20 protein-coding genes are annotated in these 19,568 nt (G+C 48.8%); all 20 read right to left on the reverse strand.

Translation table 11 applies throughout. From position 1 onward, the window contains the following. Window positions 1-155: 155 nt before the first annotated feature. Window positions 156-980 carry a CPBP family intramembrane glutamic endopeptidase gene (locus DP091_RS02275; protein WP_113057248.1) on the reverse strand — a complete coding sequence of 275 codons (825 nt, stop codon included), beginning with the start codon at window positions 978-980 and terminating at the stop codon, window positions 156-158. A gap of 63 nt (window positions 981-1,043) precedes the next feature. After that, complete coding sequence (locus tag DP091_RS02280; RefSeq protein ID WP_258394377.1) at window positions 1,044-1,901, reverse strand: phosphotransferase enzyme family protein; 858 nt, start codon at window positions 1,899-1,901, stop codon at window positions 1,044-1,046. Between the two features lie 11 nt (window positions 1,902-1,912). Next, window positions 1,913-2,077, reverse strand: coding sequence for a hypothetical protein (locus tag DP091_RS31675; protein ID WP_258394378.1), 165 nt, complete (start codon window positions 2,075-2,077; stop codon window positions 1,913-1,915). Between the two features lie 145 nt (window positions 2,078-2,222). After that, the gene (locus DP091_RS02285) at window positions 2,223-2,492 is read right to left on the reverse strand and encodes a CD3324 family protein (RefSeq protein WP_071218363.1); all 270 of its coding nucleotides are present in this window, start codon (window positions 2,490-2,492) and stop codon (window positions 2,223-2,225) included. 282 nt (window positions 2,493-2,774) lie between these two features. Next, a complete protein-coding gene (locus tag DP091_RS02290) occupies window positions 2,775-3,431 on the reverse strand; it encodes an HAD family hydrolase (protein WP_113056891.1) in 657 nt (218 codons plus the stop codon). A gap of 27 nt (window positions 3,432-3,458) precedes the next feature. Then, window positions 3,459-4,148: an HAD family hydrolase gene (locus DP091_RS02295; RefSeq protein WP_258394379.1), complete on the reverse strand. Its 690-nt coding sequence runs from the start codon at window positions 4,146-4,148 to the stop codon at window positions 3,459-3,461. A gap of 144 nt (window positions 4,149-4,292) precedes the next feature. Then, window positions 4,293-5,042, reverse strand: a complete 750-nt coding sequence (locus tag DP091_RS02300) for a DnaD domain-containing protein (RefSeq protein WP_113056893.1) — start codon at window positions 5,040-5,042, stop codon at window positions 4,293-4,295. Between the two features lie 18 nt (window positions 5,043-5,060). Continuing rightward, window positions 5,061-6,356: an asparagine--tRNA ligase gene (asnS, locus tag DP091_RS02305; RefSeq protein WP_113056894.1), complete on the reverse strand. Its 1,296-nt coding sequence runs from the start codon at window positions 6,354-6,356 to the stop codon at window positions 5,061-5,063. A gap of 28 nt (window positions 6,357-6,384) precedes the next feature. Continuing rightward, a complete protein-coding gene (locus DP091_RS02310) occupies window positions 6,385-7,593 on the reverse strand; it encodes an acetate/propionate family kinase (protein ID WP_113056895.1) in 1,209 nt (402 codons plus the stop codon). Beyond that, window positions 7,590-8,462: a 3-hydroxyacyl-CoA dehydrogenase family protein gene (locus DP091_RS02315; RefSeq protein ID WP_071218369.1), complete on the reverse strand. Its 873-nt coding sequence runs from the start codon at window positions 8,460-8,462 to the stop codon at window positions 7,590-7,592. Before DP091_RS02315 ends, DP091_RS02310 begins: the two co-directional genes overlap by 4 nt. Window positions 8,463-8,596: 134 nt before the next feature. After that, the gene (locus DP091_RS02320; RefSeq protein WP_113056896.1) at window positions 8,597-10,099 is read right to left on the reverse strand and encodes an AAA family ATPase; all 1,503 of its coding nucleotides are present in this window, start codon (window positions 10,097-10,099) and stop codon (window positions 8,597-8,599) included. Then, complete coding sequence (locus DP091_RS02325) at window positions 10,092-10,625, reverse strand: hypothetical protein (protein WP_113056897.1); 534 nt, start codon at window positions 10,623-10,625, stop codon at window positions 10,092-10,094. The genes DP091_RS02320 and DP091_RS02325 overlap by 8 nt, the downstream gene beginning before the upstream one ends. A 262-nt stretch (window positions 10,626-10,887) precedes the next feature. Next, entirely contained in the window at window positions 10,888-11,406 is a 519-nt protein-coding gene (locus DP091_RS02330; RefSeq protein WP_113056898.1) for a cell wall elongation regulator TseB-like domain-containing protein, read from the reverse strand. Between the two features lie 31 nt (window positions 11,407-11,437). Beyond that, window positions 11,438-12,739: an amidohydrolase gene (locus DP091_RS02335; RefSeq protein ID WP_113056899.1), complete on the reverse strand. Its 1,302-nt coding sequence runs from the start codon at window positions 12,737-12,739 to the stop codon at window positions 11,438-11,440. After that, window positions 12,714-13,379 carry a redox-sensing transcriptional repressor Rex gene (locus DP091_RS02340; protein ID WP_076320998.1) on the reverse strand — a complete coding sequence of 222 codons (666 nt, stop codon included), beginning with the start codon at window positions 13,377-13,379 and terminating at the stop codon, window positions 12,714-12,716. Before DP091_RS02340 ends, DP091_RS02335 begins: the two co-directional genes overlap by 26 nt. Window positions 13,380-13,440: 61 nt before the next feature. After that, the gene (dinG, locus tag DP091_RS02345; RefSeq protein WP_113057249.1) at window positions 13,441-16,317 is read right to left on the reverse strand and encodes an ATP-dependent DNA helicase DinG; all 2,877 of its coding nucleotides are present in this window, start codon (window positions 16,315-16,317) and stop codon (window positions 13,441-13,443) included. A gap of 171 nt (window positions 16,318-16,488) precedes the next feature. Next, window positions 16,489-17,118: a hypothetical protein gene (locus DP091_RS02350; protein WP_071218376.1), complete on the reverse strand. Its 630-nt coding sequence runs from the start codon at window positions 17,116-17,118 to the stop codon at window positions 16,489-16,491. Window positions 17,119-17,238: 120 nt separating this feature from the next. Next, window positions 17,239-17,622 carry an aspartate 1-decarboxylase gene (gene panD, locus DP091_RS02355; protein ID WP_071218377.1) on the reverse strand — a complete coding sequence of 128 codons (384 nt, stop codon included), beginning with the start codon at window positions 17,620-17,622 and terminating at the stop codon, window positions 17,239-17,241. Further along, window positions 17,615-18,505, reverse strand: a complete 891-nt coding sequence (gene panC / locus DP091_RS02360; RefSeq protein WP_113056900.1) for a pantoate--beta-alanine ligase — start codon at window positions 18,503-18,505, stop codon at window positions 17,615-17,617. Before panC ends, panD begins: the two co-directional genes overlap by 8 nt. Next, on the reverse strand, window positions 18,502-19,389 hold the full coding sequence (gene panB / locus DP091_RS02365) for a 3-methyl-2-oxobutanoate hydroxymethyltransferase (RefSeq protein WP_113056901.1): 888 nt from the start codon (window positions 19,387-19,389) through the stop codon (window positions 18,502-18,504). The genes panC and panB overlap by 4 nt, the downstream gene beginning before the upstream one ends. Window positions 19,390-19,568: the final 179 nt, after the last annotated feature.

Consider the following 19,568-nt stretch of genomic DNA (forward strand, 5'->3'; position numbering starts at 1 on the left):
AAATACATAGACGTCAGCCTTGAGAGCTGCCCCTGCACTTTTTTCAAAAAACTTGTTAATAAATATAGAAACAAGATCAACACTGCTTGTCCCCTAGTCTGCCCATACCGGTCAAAACAAAAAAAGAACGTCTATCGACGCCCTTCTTGGAAAGGTTACAGGATCATGCCGCTAAGAACAAATAAAACATTCATCACAAAATGCATAACCATCACCGGAACCAACCCTTTGGAACGAATAGCCACGCCACCCATCATGATACCGAAGATTGAAAACAGCAGACAAACCGGCCATGAAAAACCAAGGTGGTAGTGGTATAAACCAAAGGTAACTCCGGCGATGACAAGCCCTTTCAGCTCACCAAATCCACTTACAAAATGACTAAGTATGTATCCCCGCCACAGCAGCTCCTCAAGGACGGCATTGATCACCGCAAATGTTAGTGCATAACCGATAAGAACTAAAAAATGCGGCTGTCCCCAGTCAATAAAAAATGAAAAAATGGCACAGACGACAACCAGGAAAATGAGCATGAAACGCCAGATCGGATCTTGAACCGGACCTTTGAATATCCATGGAAAATAAATCGTTTTTCCCCATGAACCCGTGGCAAGATATAACGGTTTATTCTTCGTTAACATGGCAGCGAGTGCAAAGGGTAATACAAATAATATCAGGCTTAACCTCGATAGGATGATGGCCCAGGCATCGTGCCCCGCTAATCCATGTTTGATGATTTCACCAGAAGAATGATAGAGCAAATAACCTATCACCATGATAAGCGCCACGATGGCCGTGTCATTTATCTGAATCGATATCTTGCGTACGCTTCGTAGCCTGCACAAAGTATATATTAGCAGCGTCAGTCCGATTCCCCACGCCGCGGATAGAAGGAATGATGTCCATTGAACCCATACGATGGTGGCGATCATGATGATCAAACAGGTGATATATTCACCTGGGCGGTTCGTAACTTGCAAGCTGTTCTCTCCCATTCAGTAACACGTATTATGTTATCATGATACCCTTCTATGATGGCCGGATCAACTAGAGATTGGTGCGTCGTCTATTTCTATGGGCTCTACCACATTCAGCAGAAACGGGCGTCCGCGCAAATATTCATGAATATAAGCTAGCGCATAGATTTGCTCATCCTTGATACTTTCTGTCTCTTTTGGATTGGAGGCATGGTGGCTATAATTCTCCATCATGATCATGATGAAAAAACATTCCAGAGACTGAAAATAATCCGATCCCAACGACCGTATGCTCTCATATCCTTGAAGCACTTTAAATCGTTGGTTCGGAACAAGCGACAACATAACCGCCGCCAGATCGTATAGAAAAAAACCGTAGCCACATCTACCGAAATCAATCGGGTGAGGAATATCCCCTTCAAATACTACATTCCCCATATGCAAATCGGCATGAATGACACCATAGTTATAATCATCAGCCTTCATTTGATCAAGCTGCGATATAACCTTTTCAGCTGCGATTTGATACAGTGACCATGAGAATTCCGACAAAAACGTTCCCGCATATCGTTCCAGCTTGGCGAGGGCTTCTCTATAACTGAGCATCCCCCATACGGGCCTGCGAAGATCAGATGAACTTTTGAAGCCAAATGCAGCTTCATGCAGTCTGGCAATCAAAACACCTACCTGATAAGCTTGATATTCTGTAAGCGCTTCATGGGCATGCACTCCGTCCACCCATCTCATCACGGTGACATGGGTGGATGTGAATCCATCCTCCGTACCGATATTCAACCATCTTAACCCACTTGGAGTGGTTATACCTGTCGGCACTTTGATGCCTGCTGCAATAAGGGCATCCAGGAATTGAAGCTCTAAGTCTATTTCATGACTGCACCGGCGATCCGAATGAATTCTCAACAAGTATGTTTCATCTAAGCTAGTCCTAACTTGATATGTAATCGGTCCGAAATGCCGATAAATTCAATCTCAACCCAACCCAGGTTATATTGCTGAAGTGCCGATATCGCAATCCTTTTGGCTTTTGCGAGCAGCGCACATCTTTGTTCTTCGGTTTCAAATTGAAAAAACTCATTCATGAACTCACCTCTGCTCTATGGATTTGAACGTTCCTGAATGATTATAGTTGCTCAGCAACTGCCCTTTCTATATAACGATTGTTTTAAACTGACTTTTATACATAAGAAAAAGCCACATCAGAATCAGTTCCAATGTGACTTTGCATTACTTGTTTTTGGTATATACAATTTTTTTGATGGAATCGCAGGATAAACAAAATTGAGAAGAAAGCTGGTCAATCGTAGCACCCGACGCAAACAACTGCCGAATTTCCAGGTTTCTTTTTTTCAAATACACCCGGCTGCCCGAGTTTTCTCCCCATTTCTTGCGTAATCCTTCAGGTTTCGGGATATACACCATCCCGCCCTGTACATATTTCTGCACTTCCTTCAACAATTCCTCTGGAAGGATAATATCCGCGTTTATATATTTCATGGTAGCTCTGCTCCTTAAAATTTAAAATAAAGGTTTTAAGGATGCAAAGTCCATTAGATAAACGGCCTCTCTACACGAGGTAATCAGGCGGTAACTTTCTCATCGCTCCATGCAAACAACCGCCGTTGTTCATCATATAGACTTTGCATAGAGCACATCTGCAATCTTCCCATCATGATCTTACCCCTCCCTTCACAAATTATGACATTCCGACTGGTTATGACCATTATAACCGATGTTAGGCGAAAAATCGAAGGGCTCTGCTCTTCTGATAAGCCGATATCAAACCGCTAAGCTTGCAAACGACCGAAGCATCTCATCCACGGTTTTATAATAATAGGTGGGCTCGCATGCTGCCAGCTCCTCTTCGGAACCATAACCGTAGCCCGCAGCAATGCTGTGTATCCCGCAGTTCCGGGCTCCAATCAAATCATGCTTGCGATCTCCAATCATAACGGCTGCAGGCGGTTGAATCCGGCATGTATCCAGAACGTGTTGAATGATTTCGGTCTTGGCGGACCGGGTACCGTCCAGTTCGCTCCCGCACACCATGGAAAAATAAGCGGATAACTGAAAATGCTCAAGGACCGTTTCGGCAAAAACCGTAGGTTTGGAGGTAGCGACATACAAGCGGCGCCCTTGGGATAACAGCAAATCCAATAGTTCACGGATTCCACCATACACCTCATTTTCATAGAGGCCGGTGTCTTTGTAATATTCACGGTAGCTCAATACGGCGCCCCAAGCCTCGGCTTCGCTAAAATGATATTTTTCGGTAAAGGTCGTCTGGAGCGGAGGACCGATAAAACTTTCCAGCTCGGATAGATCGTTTACGTGAATCCCATGCTGACCGAGTGCATACCTTACGGCTTTCGTAATGCCTTCACGCGGATCAGTCAAGGTGCCATCCAAATCAAATAAAATATGATTGTATCTCATTAGATTTTCCTCCTCCATGCATGATTCCTAAGCCAGATCCTTGATCTCCAGGAGATCCCTGATCACAAAAGCAGGACGATGATGTTCACTTAAAGGAATACCCCGGCGATTATAATAACAAAAATCAATTCCGGCTCTCGTTGCTCCTTCATAATCATCCGTAAGCGAATCCCCTATGTATAACACCTCGCCCGGACCTACCGCCAATTCCTGCAATGCGAGTTCAAAGATCTGCGGGTCCGGCTTCCAGCACTTCACCTCATCCGAAATGATGAAGGAGTCAAAATAATGAAACAATCCTCCTGTTGTCAAGCGCTTACGCTGTGCTTCGCCAATGCCGTTGGAAATGACCCCTATTGCAAAGTCACCATGCAGATGCTCCAAAATAAGGTCGGCATTCGGCTCCATATGGTTGGAACTGCAAAACAACCCCCAGTAGGTTTCCGATATCTCCCGAGATTGATTGAACTCCCGCTTCAACCTTAGGAAGGTATCCGTAAAGGAATGCTCCAGCACCTGCCTAATATCGTGATTGTTCTGAACTCGCTTCATCCAATAATTAAAATTAATCGGTCCGAACGTGCTCCAGAATTCCTCCCACGTCAGATCCTCATGCAGCCGGTAGTGCTCGAGTGCTTGCTGCATGCATGTCCTTTCACTCTGACTATAGTCTAATAACGTGTTATCCAGATCAAAAATAATGGCCTTGTATCTCATCTCCAACTCCCCTTCTAGCGTGCTGCACTTATATCCATTCGTTGATCCCGGGAAGTTCTCCTGCTAATCGCAGGACTTAAACTGCATGAAATAAAACAGATCATGCACACAAAAAAGCACGCCCGTAGCGGACGTGCTTCTGATCTATCTTCCGATATTTCTGAATTTCTGCGTATAAGCTTTGGCATCCTGTGCGGTACGCACCCGGTTGCGGCTCCATTCAAGCAGGATCCGGTCAATGTAGCGGAAGTGCAGTTTGCCCGCAAATACCGCTTCTTTCAGAGCCAACAGGATTAACTCGTCCGGATAACGATCGGCATCAACCCAGCCGGAGATCGTTTCCAGCTCCATGGGCGACAGCGGGCGGCCAAACTCTTTTTCAAAAATGGTGAACAAATTCCGTTCTTCCTTCTCAGGAACAGGATTCCCCGAAACAGCTGATTTGCTGGTAGCAGGGCGGGCATTCAAAAGCGGAGACGCAAACTTGGTTCCTTCAGGGGTCTTTTCTTTGTGCTCTTCAGCCAGGCACGAAGCGAGTTTTTCATACAATCCGTGCAGATTGTAGCGCTCGTAATGAATCCCCTGTGTTTCGTCCACATACTCATCAATCCCGATCAGCCCTACCTTCATCAAGCGCTGCAAGCTGGTAGCGATGAATTCAGCGGAAGCCCCCGTCACTTCCGCAAGCTCCTCCAGCGAAGGAAACGCCTTGAACTCCACCTGCTGATACCCAATCAAATGAATGACCAGCATGGCTTCACGGTCGCTTAAACCAAGTGACCGGTAATGCTTCAGCAAGGCATAAGGAATGATCGCCAAACCTTGGCTCATGCCGGCAGCGGCGCCGGCCGTCCACCCATTCACGCCTGTGTCCACGTTATCGTCGTGGTCCATAGACTCACCTCTCACGGCTTACGGATACAACCGGTACAGCGTCCGTGGGAACGGAATCGTTTCACGTACATGGTCCAAACCGCAAATCCAGGCAACGGTACGCTCCAGACCCAAACCGAAGCCGGAATGAGGAACGGTGCCGTATTTACGCAAATCCATATACCATTGATAGGTTTCCATCGACAGATCATGCTCCTTGAAGCGCTCTTCAAGCAGCTGCGGATCGTCGATCCGCTGCGATCCGCCAATAATCTCGCCATAACCTTCCGGAGCGATCATATCCGCACACAGAACGACTTCCGGACGATTCGGATCCGGCTTCATGTAGAAAGCCTTGATTCCCGCCGGGTAATGGGTAATAAAGACCGGCTTGTCATACTTCTCGGCAATGGCCGTTTCATGAGGCGCGCCAAAATCCTCGCCCCAAGGAATATCGAAATCTTGCGTATGCAGGAAATCAATCGCCTCATCGTACGTAATCCGCGGGAATGGTGCCTGGATCGCCTCCAGCTTGGAAATATCGCGACCGATCGTTTCAAGCTCCTGGCGGCAGTTTTTAACCACGGATTGCACTACATGACTAATGAACTGCTCCTGTACCTGAAGGCTCTCCTCATGGTCCGTGAAGGCCATCTCAGGCTCAATCATCCAGAACTCGATCAGGTGACGGCGAGTTTTGGACTTCTCGGCACGGAACGTCGGACCGAAGGAATATACCTTACCGAGCGCCATAGCGGCAGCTTCCATGTATAACTGTCCACTCTGGGTCAAATAGGCATCCTCATCAAAATACTTCGTGTGGAACAGGTTCGTTGTACCCTCCGCGGAAGTTGGGGTCAAAATCGGCGGATCCACCAGCGTAAATCCGTTGGAATCAAAGTAATCTTGAACCGCACGGATAATTTCAGCACGGATCACCATGATCGCACGTTGTTTCTGGGTACGAAGCCACAGATGACGATGGTCCATTAAATAATCGACACCATGCTCTTTAGGCGTAATCGGATAGTTTTCCGTAAGATGTATGATTTCAATGCCGGTAACCGTCATCTCGTAACCCGATTGGCTCCGCGGCTCTTCACGTATAACACCCGTCACGTACAACGAGCTTTCCTGTGTCAGGCTTTTCGCGTCATCCCATACTTGTTCGGATACTTCGCTCTTCACAACAACACCCTGGATATATCCGGATCCATCGCGAAGCTGCAGGAATTGGATCTTCCCGCTGGAACGCTTGTTGTTGATCCAGGCGCCGATCGTGACGGTCTCGCCGACATGCTGGTTGACGTTACGAATCACACTTTTGGTGGCCATGCAAATCTCTCCCTTATATCACTACTATTTAACGGTTGGAAGCTTGTACGATACGATGCGTATCCCGAGCAATAACCAGTTCTTCGTTGGTAGGGATCACAAGTACCTCGACCTTCGAATTCGCCGCAGAAATACGGCGTGGCTCGCCGGAACGAATGCTGTTCAGCTCCTCATCCAATTCTACTCCGAGATAGGTAAGCTGCTCAAGCACTCTTTGACGAAGAACGATCGAATTCTCGCCGACGCCCGCAGTAAATACGATGACATCCACGCCATTCATGACGGCCGCGTAAGATCCGATGTATTTACGAAGGCGATACTCGTACATTTCAAAGGCCAATGTGGAGTTTGGATCGCCTTTTTCCATGCCTTCCGTAATCTCACGCATATCACTGCTGATTCCGGAAATGGCCAATAGTCCGCTATGCTTGTTCAGCATGGAGTTCACTTCATTGACGGTCAGCTCTTCCTTGTTCATAACAAAAGGAACGATTGCAGGGTCCAAATCACCGCTGCGCGTACCCATCATGAGCCCTTCCAGCGGGGTCATCCCCATGGAGGTATCGATGGATTTTCCGCCTTTTACTGCTGTCAGGGAAGCACCATTACCGATATGGCAGGTTATGATCTTCAGATCCTCCAGCGGCCGGTCCAGGAATTCTGCCGCCGCCTGGCTGACATAGGCGTGGGACGTGCCATGCGCACCGTAACGACGTACTTTATATTTATTATAAAGTACTCTCGGAATAGCGTACAGGTATGATTTCTCCGGCATCGTCTGATGGAACGCCGTATCAAATACAACGACCTGCGGGACGCCAGGCATATTGGTTTCTGCTGCTTTAATCCCCATCATCGATGCAGGATTGTGAAGCGGAGCCAAATCGAACAAGCGGCGAATTTCCGCTTTGGCGTCACTGTCAACGAGCGCGGATTCTTTAAAAGACTCCCCGCCGTGCACGACGCGGTGTCCAACGGCCTGAATGCTGTCGATGGAATCAATCACACCGTGCTCCTCGTTCGTGAGCATGCCCAGCACTTTGCGGATGGCCGTGGTATGCTCCAGAATTTCGCTGACTTCGGTTACATCCTGTTTTCCCGTCGGCTTATGCGTCAGAATGGAGGAATCCATGCCGATCCGTTCAACCAAGCCTTTTGCCAGCACGGATTCATCCGTCATGTTGTACAGTTGATACTTCAGTGAAGAACTGCCTGCATTAATTACGAGAATATTCATACCCGGTCACCATCCTTATCGTACTTGAAAAAGCCTTCTCCGGTTTTAACGCCCAGTTGCCCTGCACGGACCAGTTTCTTCAAGACAATCGATGGACGGTATTTCAGTTCGCCGTACTCGCGGAACATGCGCTCCAGCGCAGCGAGAATGGAATCCAAACCGAAACGGTCGGCCATCTCAAGCGGTCCATGCTGGAAGTTATAACCGATTCTCATGGCGTCATCGATATCCTCCGCCGAAGCCACGCCCTCTTGCAGCAAATGCATTGCTTCATTGATCATGAGGGTAATCATGCGGGTTGTAACGAAGCCTGGAGACTCATATACCATGATGCCTTTTTTATCCGAAACTTCTTCAACAAAGCGCTTCGTTTCCGTAAACGTATGATCGGAAGTTTTCAGGCCGCGGATGATTTCAACAAGGTCCACCTTGGAGACAGGATGAATGAAGTGCATGCCAATAACACGCTCAGGATATTTGGTAGAGCTGGCGAGCTCCGTCAAACTAAGCGTGGATGTATTACTTGCTAATATCACGTGGCTCGGACATACTTGATCAAGCTGTGTAAAGACCTCTTTCTTCGCTTCCAAGTCCTCTATAATGGTCTCAATCACCATATCGCAGGTGCTAAGCTCGGCAAAATGAGTTACTTTTTGAATCCGGTTCAGGATCAATTTCTTCTCTGCTTGGGTAATTCCCCACTTCTCCAATTGTTTATCTAGACTGGTCTCGATCATTCGGTATGAATAGTCCAGTTTCTCTGGAGTTTTCTCTACGAGCAGTACGTCAAGACCTTTGGCTGCCAGCATCTCCGCAATGCCTTGCCCCATAGTCCCGCCGCCTACGACGCCGATTTTTTTGAAGTACATGGTTTCTACTCCACCCTTTCCTTATCTCTATACTTTATTGTACCCCATTTGTCGAAAAATACATTTTCAGAGCACAAAGTATAATAATATCTTAGCACGACAAAAAAGTAAAAAAAAATAACCAGCATAACAATTTATGCTGGTAAAAGCGCGTTTTCACGAAATTGACAACGAAATTGTTCCCCCGAGAGAATTTCTTCCTTCAACAGGATATCAAGCGAATTGTCGAATATTGGCCGTTTCTGTTCCAAGAGATTCTTGGTGCGGTTCATTAACTCTTCCAAAATCACATTATTCTCTTTCATTAACTCTTCAGTTGTTACCATATTCATGTTAACAATGCCCAGTGACGTCAAACCTGACTTCATCATTGTCTCCACGATGTTCAGCGATTGCTCAAAGTCATTGCTCGAGCCCGTGCTCCGCCCCCCGTAAAAGATCTCTTCGGCGGCCGCACCGCCAAGCGCGATCATAATTTGCTCTTCCAGGAAGGTTTTCGTGTATAGATATTGTTCCTCTTGCGGATTATGACGCACATAGCCTAGCGCTTTACCACGCGGGCTGAGCGCAACTTGCTTCACACTGCCGGGACGCACAAGCTCTGCCATAATAGCATGTCCCAATTCATGTATGGCAACGCGCTTCTTCTCTTCCAAATTCGATTCACGGTCGGAACGCTCACCCATCATTACCTTGTCAATCGCCATGGACAAATGACGCTGATGGATAAACTGTTCATTCTCGCGCATCGTGTAAATGGCCGCTTCATTCATGACGCTCTCGAGTTGTGCTCCCGAGAAGCCGTATGCTTCCTCGGCGATTTTCTCCAAGTCAACATCTTCGTGCAGCGGTTTATTGCCCGCATGCAGATTCAAGATATGAGTGCGTCCCTTCTTATCCGGCAGATCGACCTGAATGTGACGGTCAAAACGCCCTGGACGCAGCAGTGCGCTATCCAGCATTTCTTTCCGGTTTGTCGCGGCAATAACCAGAATACGAGGAGCATCCTGCGAATAGATGCCATCCATCTCGGTTAGCAGCTGATTCAGCGTCTGGTCGTACTCGCGCTGCTGACCGCCTTCGCGTTTACCGCCAATGACATCGATCTCATCGATGAAGATAATGGCGTTTTGCTTGTTTTCCTTTGCTGCACGGTTACGGGCATCCTTGAACAAATCGCGGATGCGCCCTGCACCAACACCGACATACATCTCAACAAATTCACTGCCGGATGCAGCGACAAAGATCGAATCCGTGTAATGGGCAGCGGCTTTAGCCATCAACGTCTTCCCTGTTCCCGGAGGCCCGGTGAGGAGAATGCCCTTCAATGGACGAATGCCGAATTTCTTAATGTCTTCATGACGTATCAGAAAATCCAGTGCTTCACGCAGCTCTTGCTTGGCATTATCCTGCCCGCCGATTTCTTCGAACGTCAGCTTGGCAGGTCCGCTCTTTTTCCGCTTCCGCTCATTGGCTGCGCCTACAGCGATGCCGCCCTTCATCTTAGCGATAAACAACAATCCGCCTACAAGTGCTGCAGCGATGAGCAAGGGAACGATGTTCACGCCGACAAACACAAGGAATACCAACAAAACCGGAATAAAGCCTAACATGATTTCTTTAGCTAATTTAGGCATGATTCCACACCTCCATGTTGCCAGACTGACGTGGCAAGATTATAAATTTACCAGACTTGCCGTCTGACAAGCTAACATAAACGTTGGTGTCATCAATCGTTGCTTTTGCTTTCAAATTCGGAGACTGGGCAGCAAGCCGTTCGAGCGATGATTGAATATCGGTATATTGCTTATTATCCATCGCTTCAGCTACTGACAGCATCGCCTGCTCCCACCATTGATCCAGTGCTTCCGAGGAATGGTCCTCCACCTGGATGTTCAATTCCCGATTGCCAATCACAGACTTGCCTTCCTTCTTGATATGCTGGACCAAGCCTTGCAAATTTGTATCCGGAGCCAAATCAAGATTCAAAGTAACGGTATTCTGTTTAATATCTATATGTGAATCCTTCACGCCTTCATATTGTGACACAACATTGGCCAACGGATTTTGCAAGGCCATCTGCCGATACAGAAACCATCCGCCAAAGAGAACCGATGCTGAGATCACGACAGTCAGCACGATAGGTACAATGCGTAGTTTCATGAAGTTCCTCCTTCATTTCTGCATGGAATTTTGTCTATCATGTTGCAACACAATAATACATAAAACAACGATATATAGGGATGCATGTAGTTTATATGCTCATTTTGTACAAGTAAGAGTATATCACATCTTATATACTTTTTCATGCATGTCTGTGAAAATATTTAGAACAGTTTTTCCATATTATTTCTGAATGCGCTTACAATTATAAAGAAATAAGAGAGGAACCCGCGAAATTAAAGGGCGCCTCTCTACTTGTTAATTATTGATTTGGAAGAATAATGTCATTTCCGATGGTATTACCGTCTTGAAAACGATAAAACCGATAACCGCGCTGACCGTTGTGTTCATACTGCAGCTGCCAGGCATACTCGCCCTCATACATTCCCGGCAACAGCCGCTTAATTTCTGCACCAGGCAATTCGTCATGAATCTGTTCCCGCATCTGGGCTTCGGACAACCCCGTATTCAACAAAACGGATTGGACAGCATCGGCACCCTCAACAGGTACGTTGTCATCCGTAAATTTCACCCATACCATACGATCTTGATTGTCCTGATCCTTCCCGCTTATCACCCAATAGTTATTGTCCTCGCCCCACACCGATTTATAGGTTTTTCCGGACGTAACCAATTGGCCATGCTGTTTGGCGGCAGCAATTGCCGTTCTTTCTTCGCCCCAAGTATCTTTCATCACATATGAATAATAGAGCTGCAAACCAAGCAGTAACAGCAGCACGCCGGATACACTCAGCAATATCCACTTCGTTTTTTTCTTCAAATCCGTCTTCCTCGCTCCCCTTGATTATTCCCTAGAGGGTTGTAAGACGCTCAAAGGCACGCTGCGCTTCCCGGCGGATACGTTCCTCATCGAGAGTAAGACTCGCGCCATTCTTCACTACCTGCTTGCCGTCAACCCACACATGCTCAACATCCTTGGCACTGGCGGAGTAGATAGCATGAGAAATGTAATCCGTCTTCGGAAGGAAGTGCGCCTGATCCGTGTTCAGTGCGATCATATCTGCCTTCATGCCTACCGCAAGTGTACCAATATCCATAAGGAAGGCTGATTTGGCTCCATATTCTGTTCCCATTCGAAGGGCTTCGGATGCTGGAATCGCGGTTGGATCCCCGCTCACTCCTTTATGGATCAGTGCGGCCAGCCGCATCTCTTCAAACATATCCAGATTATTATTGCTGGCAGGTCCATCGGTACCCAAAGACACGGTGACCCCGGCTTTCAGCAGTGCAGGCACGCGAGCGATGCCGCTGGCAAGCTTCAAATTGCTGCCTGGATTATGCGAAACCATGACTTGATGTTTGGCCAAAGTTTCGATTTCCTCATCGGTCAGATGGACGGCATGAGCAAGCAGCGTTGGACGGGAGAACATGCCAAGCTTCTCTAGGTGAGCAACAGGCCGAAGTCCGTAGTCATTTACGTTCTGAGCTACTTCCGCTTCTGTTTCGGACATATGCGTATGCAAAGGCAAATTCAAATCATGCGAAACTTGCACGAATTTTTCGATGAAATCCGGCGGACATGTATACGGTGCATGCGGTGAGATCATCGTCGTAATTCTACCGTCAGCCTGACCGTGCCAGTCTTTCGCGAATGCAACCGCCTCATCCAGCTTCTGCTGCTGCACCTCAGGCGGACATAATCCGATGACGCCGCGTGTCAGAACGCCGCGCATGCCTGAGTCCTGCACTACCTTTGCAACCTGATCCATATGATCATACATATCCACAAATGTCGTGGTTCCGCCTTTGATCATCTCCAGCACGGAGAGGGAGGTTCCCCAGTATACATCGTCGGCCGTGAATTTGGCTTCCATCGGCCACATTTTTTCTTGAAGCCAAACCTGTAGTGCCAGATCGTCGCCATACCCGCGAAGAAGCGACATGGCCGCATGTCCGTGCGTGTTCACCAATCCAGGCAGGAAAAACAGATGGGTTCCGTCGATGATTTCTGTCCCCTCTTGAACAGTCGGCTCTTCTTCACCCAAGTAGGTGATCCGGTCGTTCTCCACGACCATATATCCGCGTAACACGGATCTTCCTTCCTCTAATACCGCAAACGTTCCGTTTTTAACCATCCACTTCGTTGTCGTCATGTGCTGCATCCTCCTTGCCGTTATCCAAATAATAGGCCAAACTCTGCAAATCCGTAGTAAAATCAGCCGTATGAATCCGGATATGGGATGGAGCTTTCAGGATAGTCGGCGCAAAATTCAGGATAGCCTCTATGCCTGCTGCGATAAGTTGATTCGCTACATTCTGCGCCTCAAAATCCGGAACGGTGATAATCCCGATACGAATGCCGTACTCATGGACCGTCTTCTCCAGCTCCTCCATTGGCTGTACGACCAAATTGTTAATTTTCATACCAACTTTGGGAGAATACGAATCGAAAACCGCCACAATCTTCATATTGTCCTTCAGAAATGCATTGTAATTCGATAATGCATGTCCAAGATTACCGGCCCCAATCAATGCAACATTGATCTTCTGGTCCAGCTTTAGAATCTGGCGAATTTTCTCGATCAGATAAGATACGTCATATCCGATCCCTTTCCGTCCAAAATCACCGAAATACGCTAGGTCCTTACGAATTTGAGCAGGATTGAGATCCAGTTTCTGCCCCAGTTCCTGGGAGGAAACCGTGGAGACCTCCCTTTTCTGAAGCTCATTCAAATAGCGCAAGTATACAGGTAATCTGCGGACCACGGCTTCCGAAATTTTTTCCGATTTCATGCATGCTCCCCCTAATAATAGGTTAATAACTACATTTGTTTGTGCTGTTAATGGTTTTACTTTATTCAGCTTGGTTCTCTATGCCTGCCTCTTCCTGCAGCCATTCCGAAATTCGGGGAACGATCCCCTCTGTCGGCATATGCTCCATCTTCGGTCCAGGCAAGGAATATAAGAAGTACTTCCCGTAATAGGATTCAATGACCCGAGTATCGTAGACGATGACAATCCCCTTATCCTGCGCGGTCCGTACCAGTCGGCCAAATCCCTGTTTGAAGCGAATGACCGCTTGCGGAACCGAAAGCTTCATGAACGGGTTCTTCTTCTGCTGCTGCAGAAGCTCGCTCTTGGCTTCGACCAGAGGGTGATTCGGCGGCTGGAACGGCAGCCGGACGATGGCAAGGCAGGTGAGCGCCTCACCGGGTATATCTACTCCTTCCCAGAAGGAGCTGGTGCCCAGCAGAACCGAAGCGCTGCTATCCTGGAATCTCCGGATTAACTTGGTACGGCTGGTTCCGTCCATCCCTTGTCCCAGTACCGTAATATCGCTGGATCCCAGCGCCTCCTTCAAGGGCTCATGCACCTGACGCAGCATGCGGTACGAGGTGAACAGGACAAGCATGCGACCGTGCGTCGCGATGGCCGTATCAGCCAATGACTGCACAAGTGTATTCACAAAGAGTGCATCCCCGACCGAGCCCTTCACGCTCGGAAAATCGCGCGGCACAACAAGGAGAGCCTGCTCCCTGTAATTAAACGGGGACGGCAGCAGGACCGTGTTCAGGTTGCCGTTGTCTGCCGCTTCCTGAAGACCCAAGTTCTCGATCATGAACTGAAACGATTTGTCCACCGACAAGGTCGCCGATGTCAGAATCACGCTTTGTTTTTTGTCAAAAAACAATTCCTTTAAGTGGGTGCTGACGTCGACAGGCACCGCATAAAGCTGCAGCGATTTGCCGCGGAAGTTGCCGTTCGCCTCCATCCAGTATACCGTGCCCTCATCGTTCAGGGACATGAAGGTCCTCAGGTCCTCGCGGTGTGCCGCCAGGTCCTTAAATAGACCCGATAGGTCTGTTAACAGACTGTCCGCGCTGTAGTCGTCCAGATCTTCCTTCATTTCGGCAATCAACTTGTCACCCTTGCGAACGACATCGCCCAGCGTCAGATGGATTTGATGCTCCAGCTCGGCCAGCGAATTCCAATCCTTCGGCTTCTTCAGCGGCGATAAGCGAAGCGAGAATTGACCGGCATCCCCCGGAGTCGCGTCTCCGCGCTCCGGAAGCAGTCCGAACAATTGGTCGCTGAGCCGGTCCCAATTCTCTTTGACGGTGATCAGATCCGGATAAATCCGGTCGATGATGGAAGACCACTCGACAGCCTTCTCATGGGACGACGCTTGCAGCAGCTGGCGAAGAGCCGGAAGCTGACCGCTTCGGCTGTCTTTGTACATACGGGTCAACGTATGGACAACCGAAAAATATTTCATCTGCAAGCCCAGGTGCTTGCCCGCGACGTCCTCCAGATGATGCGCTTCATCGATGACGAGACGCTCATAACTCGGAAGCAGCTGGTGATTCGCTTTCACGTCGGTGAACAGCTTCGAATGGTTCGTAATGACAACATCCGCGATGCCCGCCTCATGTTTGGCCCTGTGATAATAGCATTTGCGGAACCATGGGCAGGCACGGCCCAGGCAGGAATCCGAATCGCTGGAGATGGTCTCCCAGAAGTCCCCTCCGCGGCCGCCAAGGTTCAGCTCCTCATCATCCCCGTTCTCCGTCTGGGTCAGCCAAACCAGCATTTGCGCTGCGGTGATCACATCTTCCTTCGGGGAATGAAAATCTCTTCTATTTATTTTATGTTCAAATTTTCTCAAACACAAATAATGGCCTCTTCCCTTGAAAATAGCCGCTTTAAAAGGAAAAGGAACAACCTGGGTGAGCAGGGGAATATCCCGGTCACGCAGCTGTTCTTGAAGGTTGATCGTATGCGTGCTCACCATAACCTTCTGTTCCTGCTTCACGCTTTGATAAATCGACGGCAGCAAATAACCGAGGGATTTGCCCGTTCCCGTGCCGGCTTCGATCAATAAATGTTTATTATCATCGAGTGCCTGCATCACTTCCTGAAACATCATGTCTTGGGCATCCCTGCTCTCGTAATGAGGCAGCGTTTCCTTTAGACGTTCACGGACATCATTCATGTATTGCTCAAAGCTTACATCAGCCAAGGGATTAGGCTCCGTCTCATCTCTGGCAGGCGCAATATCGTTCCAATCGTCAACGGCCAGGGCGAATTGACGATAGTACGTATGGGTGTCTCCGGCTTGTACAGCCTGGAGCTCCCTGTCAGCACGGATGCCGTCAAAGAACCAGGCCAGGTCGCTGTCCTCGTCGGCAAACAGGTCGCTTAACCGCTGCACGGTAAGCAGGGGAAGCTCATCGATCTCCTCCAGGCATTTCAGCAGCGCATAGGCTGTGGCAAGCGCATCGCTGTCCGCCTGATGCGGACGGTCATGCTCCAGGCCGAAATGGGAGGACACCATCCCAAGCTGATAAGAAGACAGCGAGGGAAAACATATTTTTAAGAAGTGCATCGTATCTAGAATTCGGCCGCTGAACGGTAAATAACCGCAGCGATCGAGTGCATTTTGCAAAAAGTTAAAATCAAAAGCGACATTATGCCCAACCAATACAACATCGTCGAGCATGGGCACGAGTTCCATCATCATTTCTTCCAATGAAGGAGCATCCGCTACATCACGGTCGGAAATGCCGGTCAAACCGGTAATAAAAGGAGGGATCGGAATCCCGGGATTGACATAGGTGCCGTATACGCGGGAGATGCTTCGATCCTCTTCGATGATGGCCAGTCCAACCTGAATGATCTCATCTGCTGACTGGTTGCCCGTGGTTTCAAAATCCAATACGGCAAATTTCATTTCGATAAAATCCCTTTCCTCCAGACTAATTAACAGCATACCAGAAGTTGCGGGTTTTGAACATTCCGGGTAAAAAATCCCCGCTCTCTCCATAAGCTCCATACGGCAAAAAGCGATACCAAAGGTCTCAAGGATGAGCCCTGGCATCGCTTCTTGTTTCCGGCTTGATTTTTACAGCAAAGAGATCAATTGGCTGCCGTATTGGAGTTCTCCGCGATTCTGCTTGCATACCTCCAAATTGATAATGGGGTCAGGAAGCGTCGGGTCGCTGTGAATCGCCAGTGCGAAATGCTCCTCGGCCTTCCCTTGCTGTCCATTCAACACCTCGATGCATCCAAGCGCATTGTAAATCATCGCCCGCATCTTCTTGTTGTCTGCCAGGGGCAGGATGGACACCAATACATCGGATGCTGGTATGGTTTGCCCCAAATAAAGATGGGACATCGCGATATACAGCTTGATCAGAAGGCTTTCCGGAAATACGGTGGCTGCCGCCTCAAACTGCTGTATGGCCGGCTGGAACATCAACAACTTGTAATAACCTTGACCGCGAATAAATGCATCAAGCTGCAATTCAGGCGCTTCGGTCGGTGGAAAAACAGGAGGCGAGGCGGCACTCTCGCGGAAGATGGCCATCTTCTCTTCAAAATGGAGCCATTCCTCGATAATGCCCTCGCTCATGCTTTTGAGCATGTTCCAGTTTTGTACCAGCGCCTGTTTTTGGGGACCTTGAGCAGAAGGGTAATGCTTCACAATTTCATCTAACATGTTGTTCATTTCAGCGAATACATGTTGAAACATAGCTGCATCCCACCCTTAGCGGAAAAATGAGATCAGTGCGTCGACCTGAACTCATTTTCTGTAGAAGACGGTCTTTTCATCCCTTTAAGGTCCCGACACATTTTGGTTCTTGGATGACCTTTAGAGAACCGCGGCGTGTACCTCACGGTATTCCGTGTTTACCGGCTTATTCAATTCGTCAACGATCACGACCGTTGGGGTGTGATTGTCGTATTCCTCTTTGGACATCATGGCGTAAGAAATGATAATGACGTTGTCGCCAGGCTGTACAAGCCTTGCAGCTGCCCCGTTCAGGCAAATCACGCCGCTGCCGCGTTCGCCTTTGATCACGTACGTTTCCAAACGGGCGCCATTGTTATTGTTCACGATTTGAACTTTTTCATTCTCCAGAAGATCTGCAGCCTCCATTAGATCCTCATCAATGGTAATGCTGCCCACATAGTTCAGATTGGCTTCCGTCACCGTCGCGCGGTGGATTTTGGATTTCATCATTGTTCTAAACATGGGATCCCCCTACTTTTGGTTGAAGTAACGCATTGTCAATGAGGCGGGTACGGCCAAATCGTACGGCCAGCGCCATAATGACGGTTCTGCCTTCATCCGCAATGCGATATGAATCTTCCACCGGAACAAGTTCCGGGAAAGTGAGCAATTCTGCATAATCAATATCTGCGAGCGGGGACCGGGATATATAATCCCGAAGATGCGCACGGATCTCTCCTGCCGTCGTCGCTTGTCCCTGCCGGATTGCCTCCTGGGCCGTCCGCAATGAGCCCGACAGCACAAGTGCCTGTTCCCGCTCTTCCGGCTTCAAATACACGTTGCGCGAGCTTAGAGCAAGGCCGTCAGCTTCGCGAATGATCGGACAAGGCACGATGGTCACGTCCATGTTCAGGTCCTGTACCATTTGCTCAATCACGGCCACCTGCTGGGCATCCTTCATTCCGAAGAAAGCATAGTCAGGTTTTACGATATTAAACAATTTATTAACAACCGTGGTAACACCGTCAAAATGCCCGGGACGGGAGGCCCCGCACAACAATGAGGTAATGTCCGATACGGCAATCTTCGTTTTGGTTGGCTGGGGATACATTTCCTGAACCGTGGGAATAAAAACCACATTCACCCCTTCGGATTCCGCCAACGCCAGATCGCGTGCCTCATCCCGTGGGTAGGTCTCATAATCCTCACCCGGTCCGAATTGAATCGGATTGACAAAGATACTGACGACCACCGTACCTGCCATTTCACGCGCCTTGCGCATCAGGCTGGCGTGCCCTTCATGCAAATAACCCATCGTAGGCACAAGTCCTACCGGACCACTGCCGGATTCTCGGCGGTCCTGGAGTTCTGATCTTAGTTCCGCAATGGTGCGAATCACTTTCATGATGTCGTGCCCACCTTTTCCTTTTGGCTTCCATATAATGTGGTTGTCGTTTCCGAACCTGCATGATTCTCGGCCTTGAAGACATGCTCCTCGGCCGGGAATGAGCGGTCCTTCACTTCCTTCACGTACTGCGTGATGCCTTCCCGGATGATGGAGCCGACATCGGCGTAGACTTTCACGAAGCGTTTGTCCCGATAAGGGGACGCGTACTTCAATATATCATGGAATACCAGCACCTGACCGTCACAGTAACGTCCCGCTCCGATGCCAATCGTCGGTATGCTTAGCGCTTTGGATATTTCCGCAGCTGCCTCTTCCGTAACCAACTCCAGTACAATGGCAAATGCTCCAGCCGCTTCAAGTGCCTTCGCATCATTCATGAGCCGCTGCGCGTCTTGGGCATCCTTGCCTTGAATGCGATAGCCGCCAATCTGATTCACCGATTGAGGCGTCAGCCCGATATGGCCCAGCACCGGTACGCCGGACTGTACAATCCGTTTCACGGTGCCGGCGATTTCTTCTCCGCCCTCCATTTTCACGGCATGCGCATGGCCTTCCTGCATCAATCTCCGCACCCCGCGGAGACTTTCATCAATATCTCCGTGGTAGGTCATAAACGGCATATCCGCTACGATGAACGTTTCTTCCGCCCCACGAGCGACTGCACGGGTATGGTATACCATGTCGTCAAGCGTAACCGGAATGGTGGAGTTATAGCCAAGCACGACATTACCGAGGGAATCTCCTACCAATATCATATCAATATCCGCTTCCTCCGCCAGTTTGGCGGAAGGATAATCATACGCGGTCAGCATGGTGATCGGTACACCCTTCTTCTTCATGTTCTTCATCTTTACGATGTTCAGTGGTTGTTTGCCTGCCATTGTGACACAGCCTCCTTTGTGTAAATAAGTTAGACACAATAAAAAAAACCTTTTAGCACATACTTGCTAAAAAGTCCGAAAGGCAAAAAAGAGTCACTTGCGATCGTCCCTTCTGTCTCGGTCCTTTCGGCTCAGAGCAGAATCCAACGTAACCGGCATAACAGTTATGAAGGTGTTCT

The sequence above is a fragment of the Paenibacillus sp. MDMC362 genome, assembly GCF_003269305.1.
GTDB lineage: Bacteria > Bacillota > Bacilli > Paenibacillales > Paenibacillaceae > Paenibacillus_AQ.

Bases quoted from the DNA above. Each gene is read 5' to 3' on its own strand.
- DP091_RS02290 (WP_113056891.1), bottom strand. From the start codon at position 3,431: ATGAGATACAATCATATTTTATTTGATTTGGATGGCACCTTGACTGAT.
- DP091_RS02340 (WP_076320998.1), bottom strand. From the start codon at position 13,379: ATGAAATCGGAAAAAATTTCGGAAGCCGTGGTCCGCAGATTACCTGTA.
- DP091_RS02315 (WP_071218369.1), bottom strand. From the start codon at position 8,462: ATGTACTTCAAAAAAATCGGCGTCGTAGGCGGCGGGACTATGGGGCAA.
- DP091_RS02295 (WP_258394379.1), bottom strand. From the start codon at position 4,148: ATGAGATACAAGGCCATTATTTTTGATCTGGATAACACGTTATTAGAC.
- DP091_RS02310 (WP_113056895.1), bottom strand. From the start codon at position 7,593: ATGAATATTCTCGTAATTAATGCAGGCAGTTCTTCACTGAAGTATCAA.
- panB (WP_113056901.1), bottom strand. From the start codon at position 19,389: ATGGCAGGCAAACAACCACTGAACATCGTAAAGATGAAGAACATGAAG.
- dinG (WP_113057249.1), bottom strand. From the start codon at position 16,317: ATGAAATTTGCCGTATTGGATTTTGAAACCACGGGCAACCAGTCAGCA.
- DP091_RS02350 (WP_071218376.1), bottom strand. From the start codon at position 17,118: ATGTTTCAACATGTATTCGCTGAAATGAACAACATGTTAGATGAAATT.
- panC (WP_113056900.1), bottom strand. From the start codon at position 18,505: ATGAAAGTGATTCGCACCATTGCGGAACTAAGATCAGAACTCCAGGAC.
- DP091_RS02335 (WP_113056899.1), bottom strand. From the start codon at position 12,739: ATGACGACAACGAAGTGGATGGTTAAAAACGGAACGTTTGCGGTATTA.
- DP091_RS02300 (WP_113056893.1), bottom strand. From the start codon at position 5,042: ATGGACCACGACGATAACGTGGACACAGGCGTGAATGGGTGGACGGCC.
- asnS (WP_113056894.1), bottom strand. From the start codon at position 6,356: ATGGCCACCAAAAGTGTGATTCGTAACGTCAACCAGCATGTCGGCGAG.
- DP091_RS02285 (WP_071218363.1), bottom strand. From the start codon at position 2,492: ATGAAATATATAAACGCGGATATTATCCTTCCAGAGGAATTGTTGAAG.
- DP091_RS02325 (WP_113056897.1), bottom strand. From the start codon at position 10,625: ATGAAACTACGCATTGTACCTATCGTGCTGACTGTCGTGATCTCAGCA.
- DP091_RS02320 (WP_113056896.1), bottom strand. From the start codon at position 10,099: ATGCCTAAATTAGCTAAAGAAATCATGTTAGGCTTTATTCCGGTTTTG.
- panD (WP_071218377.1), bottom strand. From the start codon at position 17,622: ATGTTTAGAACAATGATGAAATCCAAAATCCACCGCGCGACGGTGACG.
- DP091_RS31675 (WP_258394378.1), bottom strand. From the start codon at position 2,077: ATGAATGAGTTTTTTCAATTTGAAACCGAAGAACAAAGATGTGCGCTG.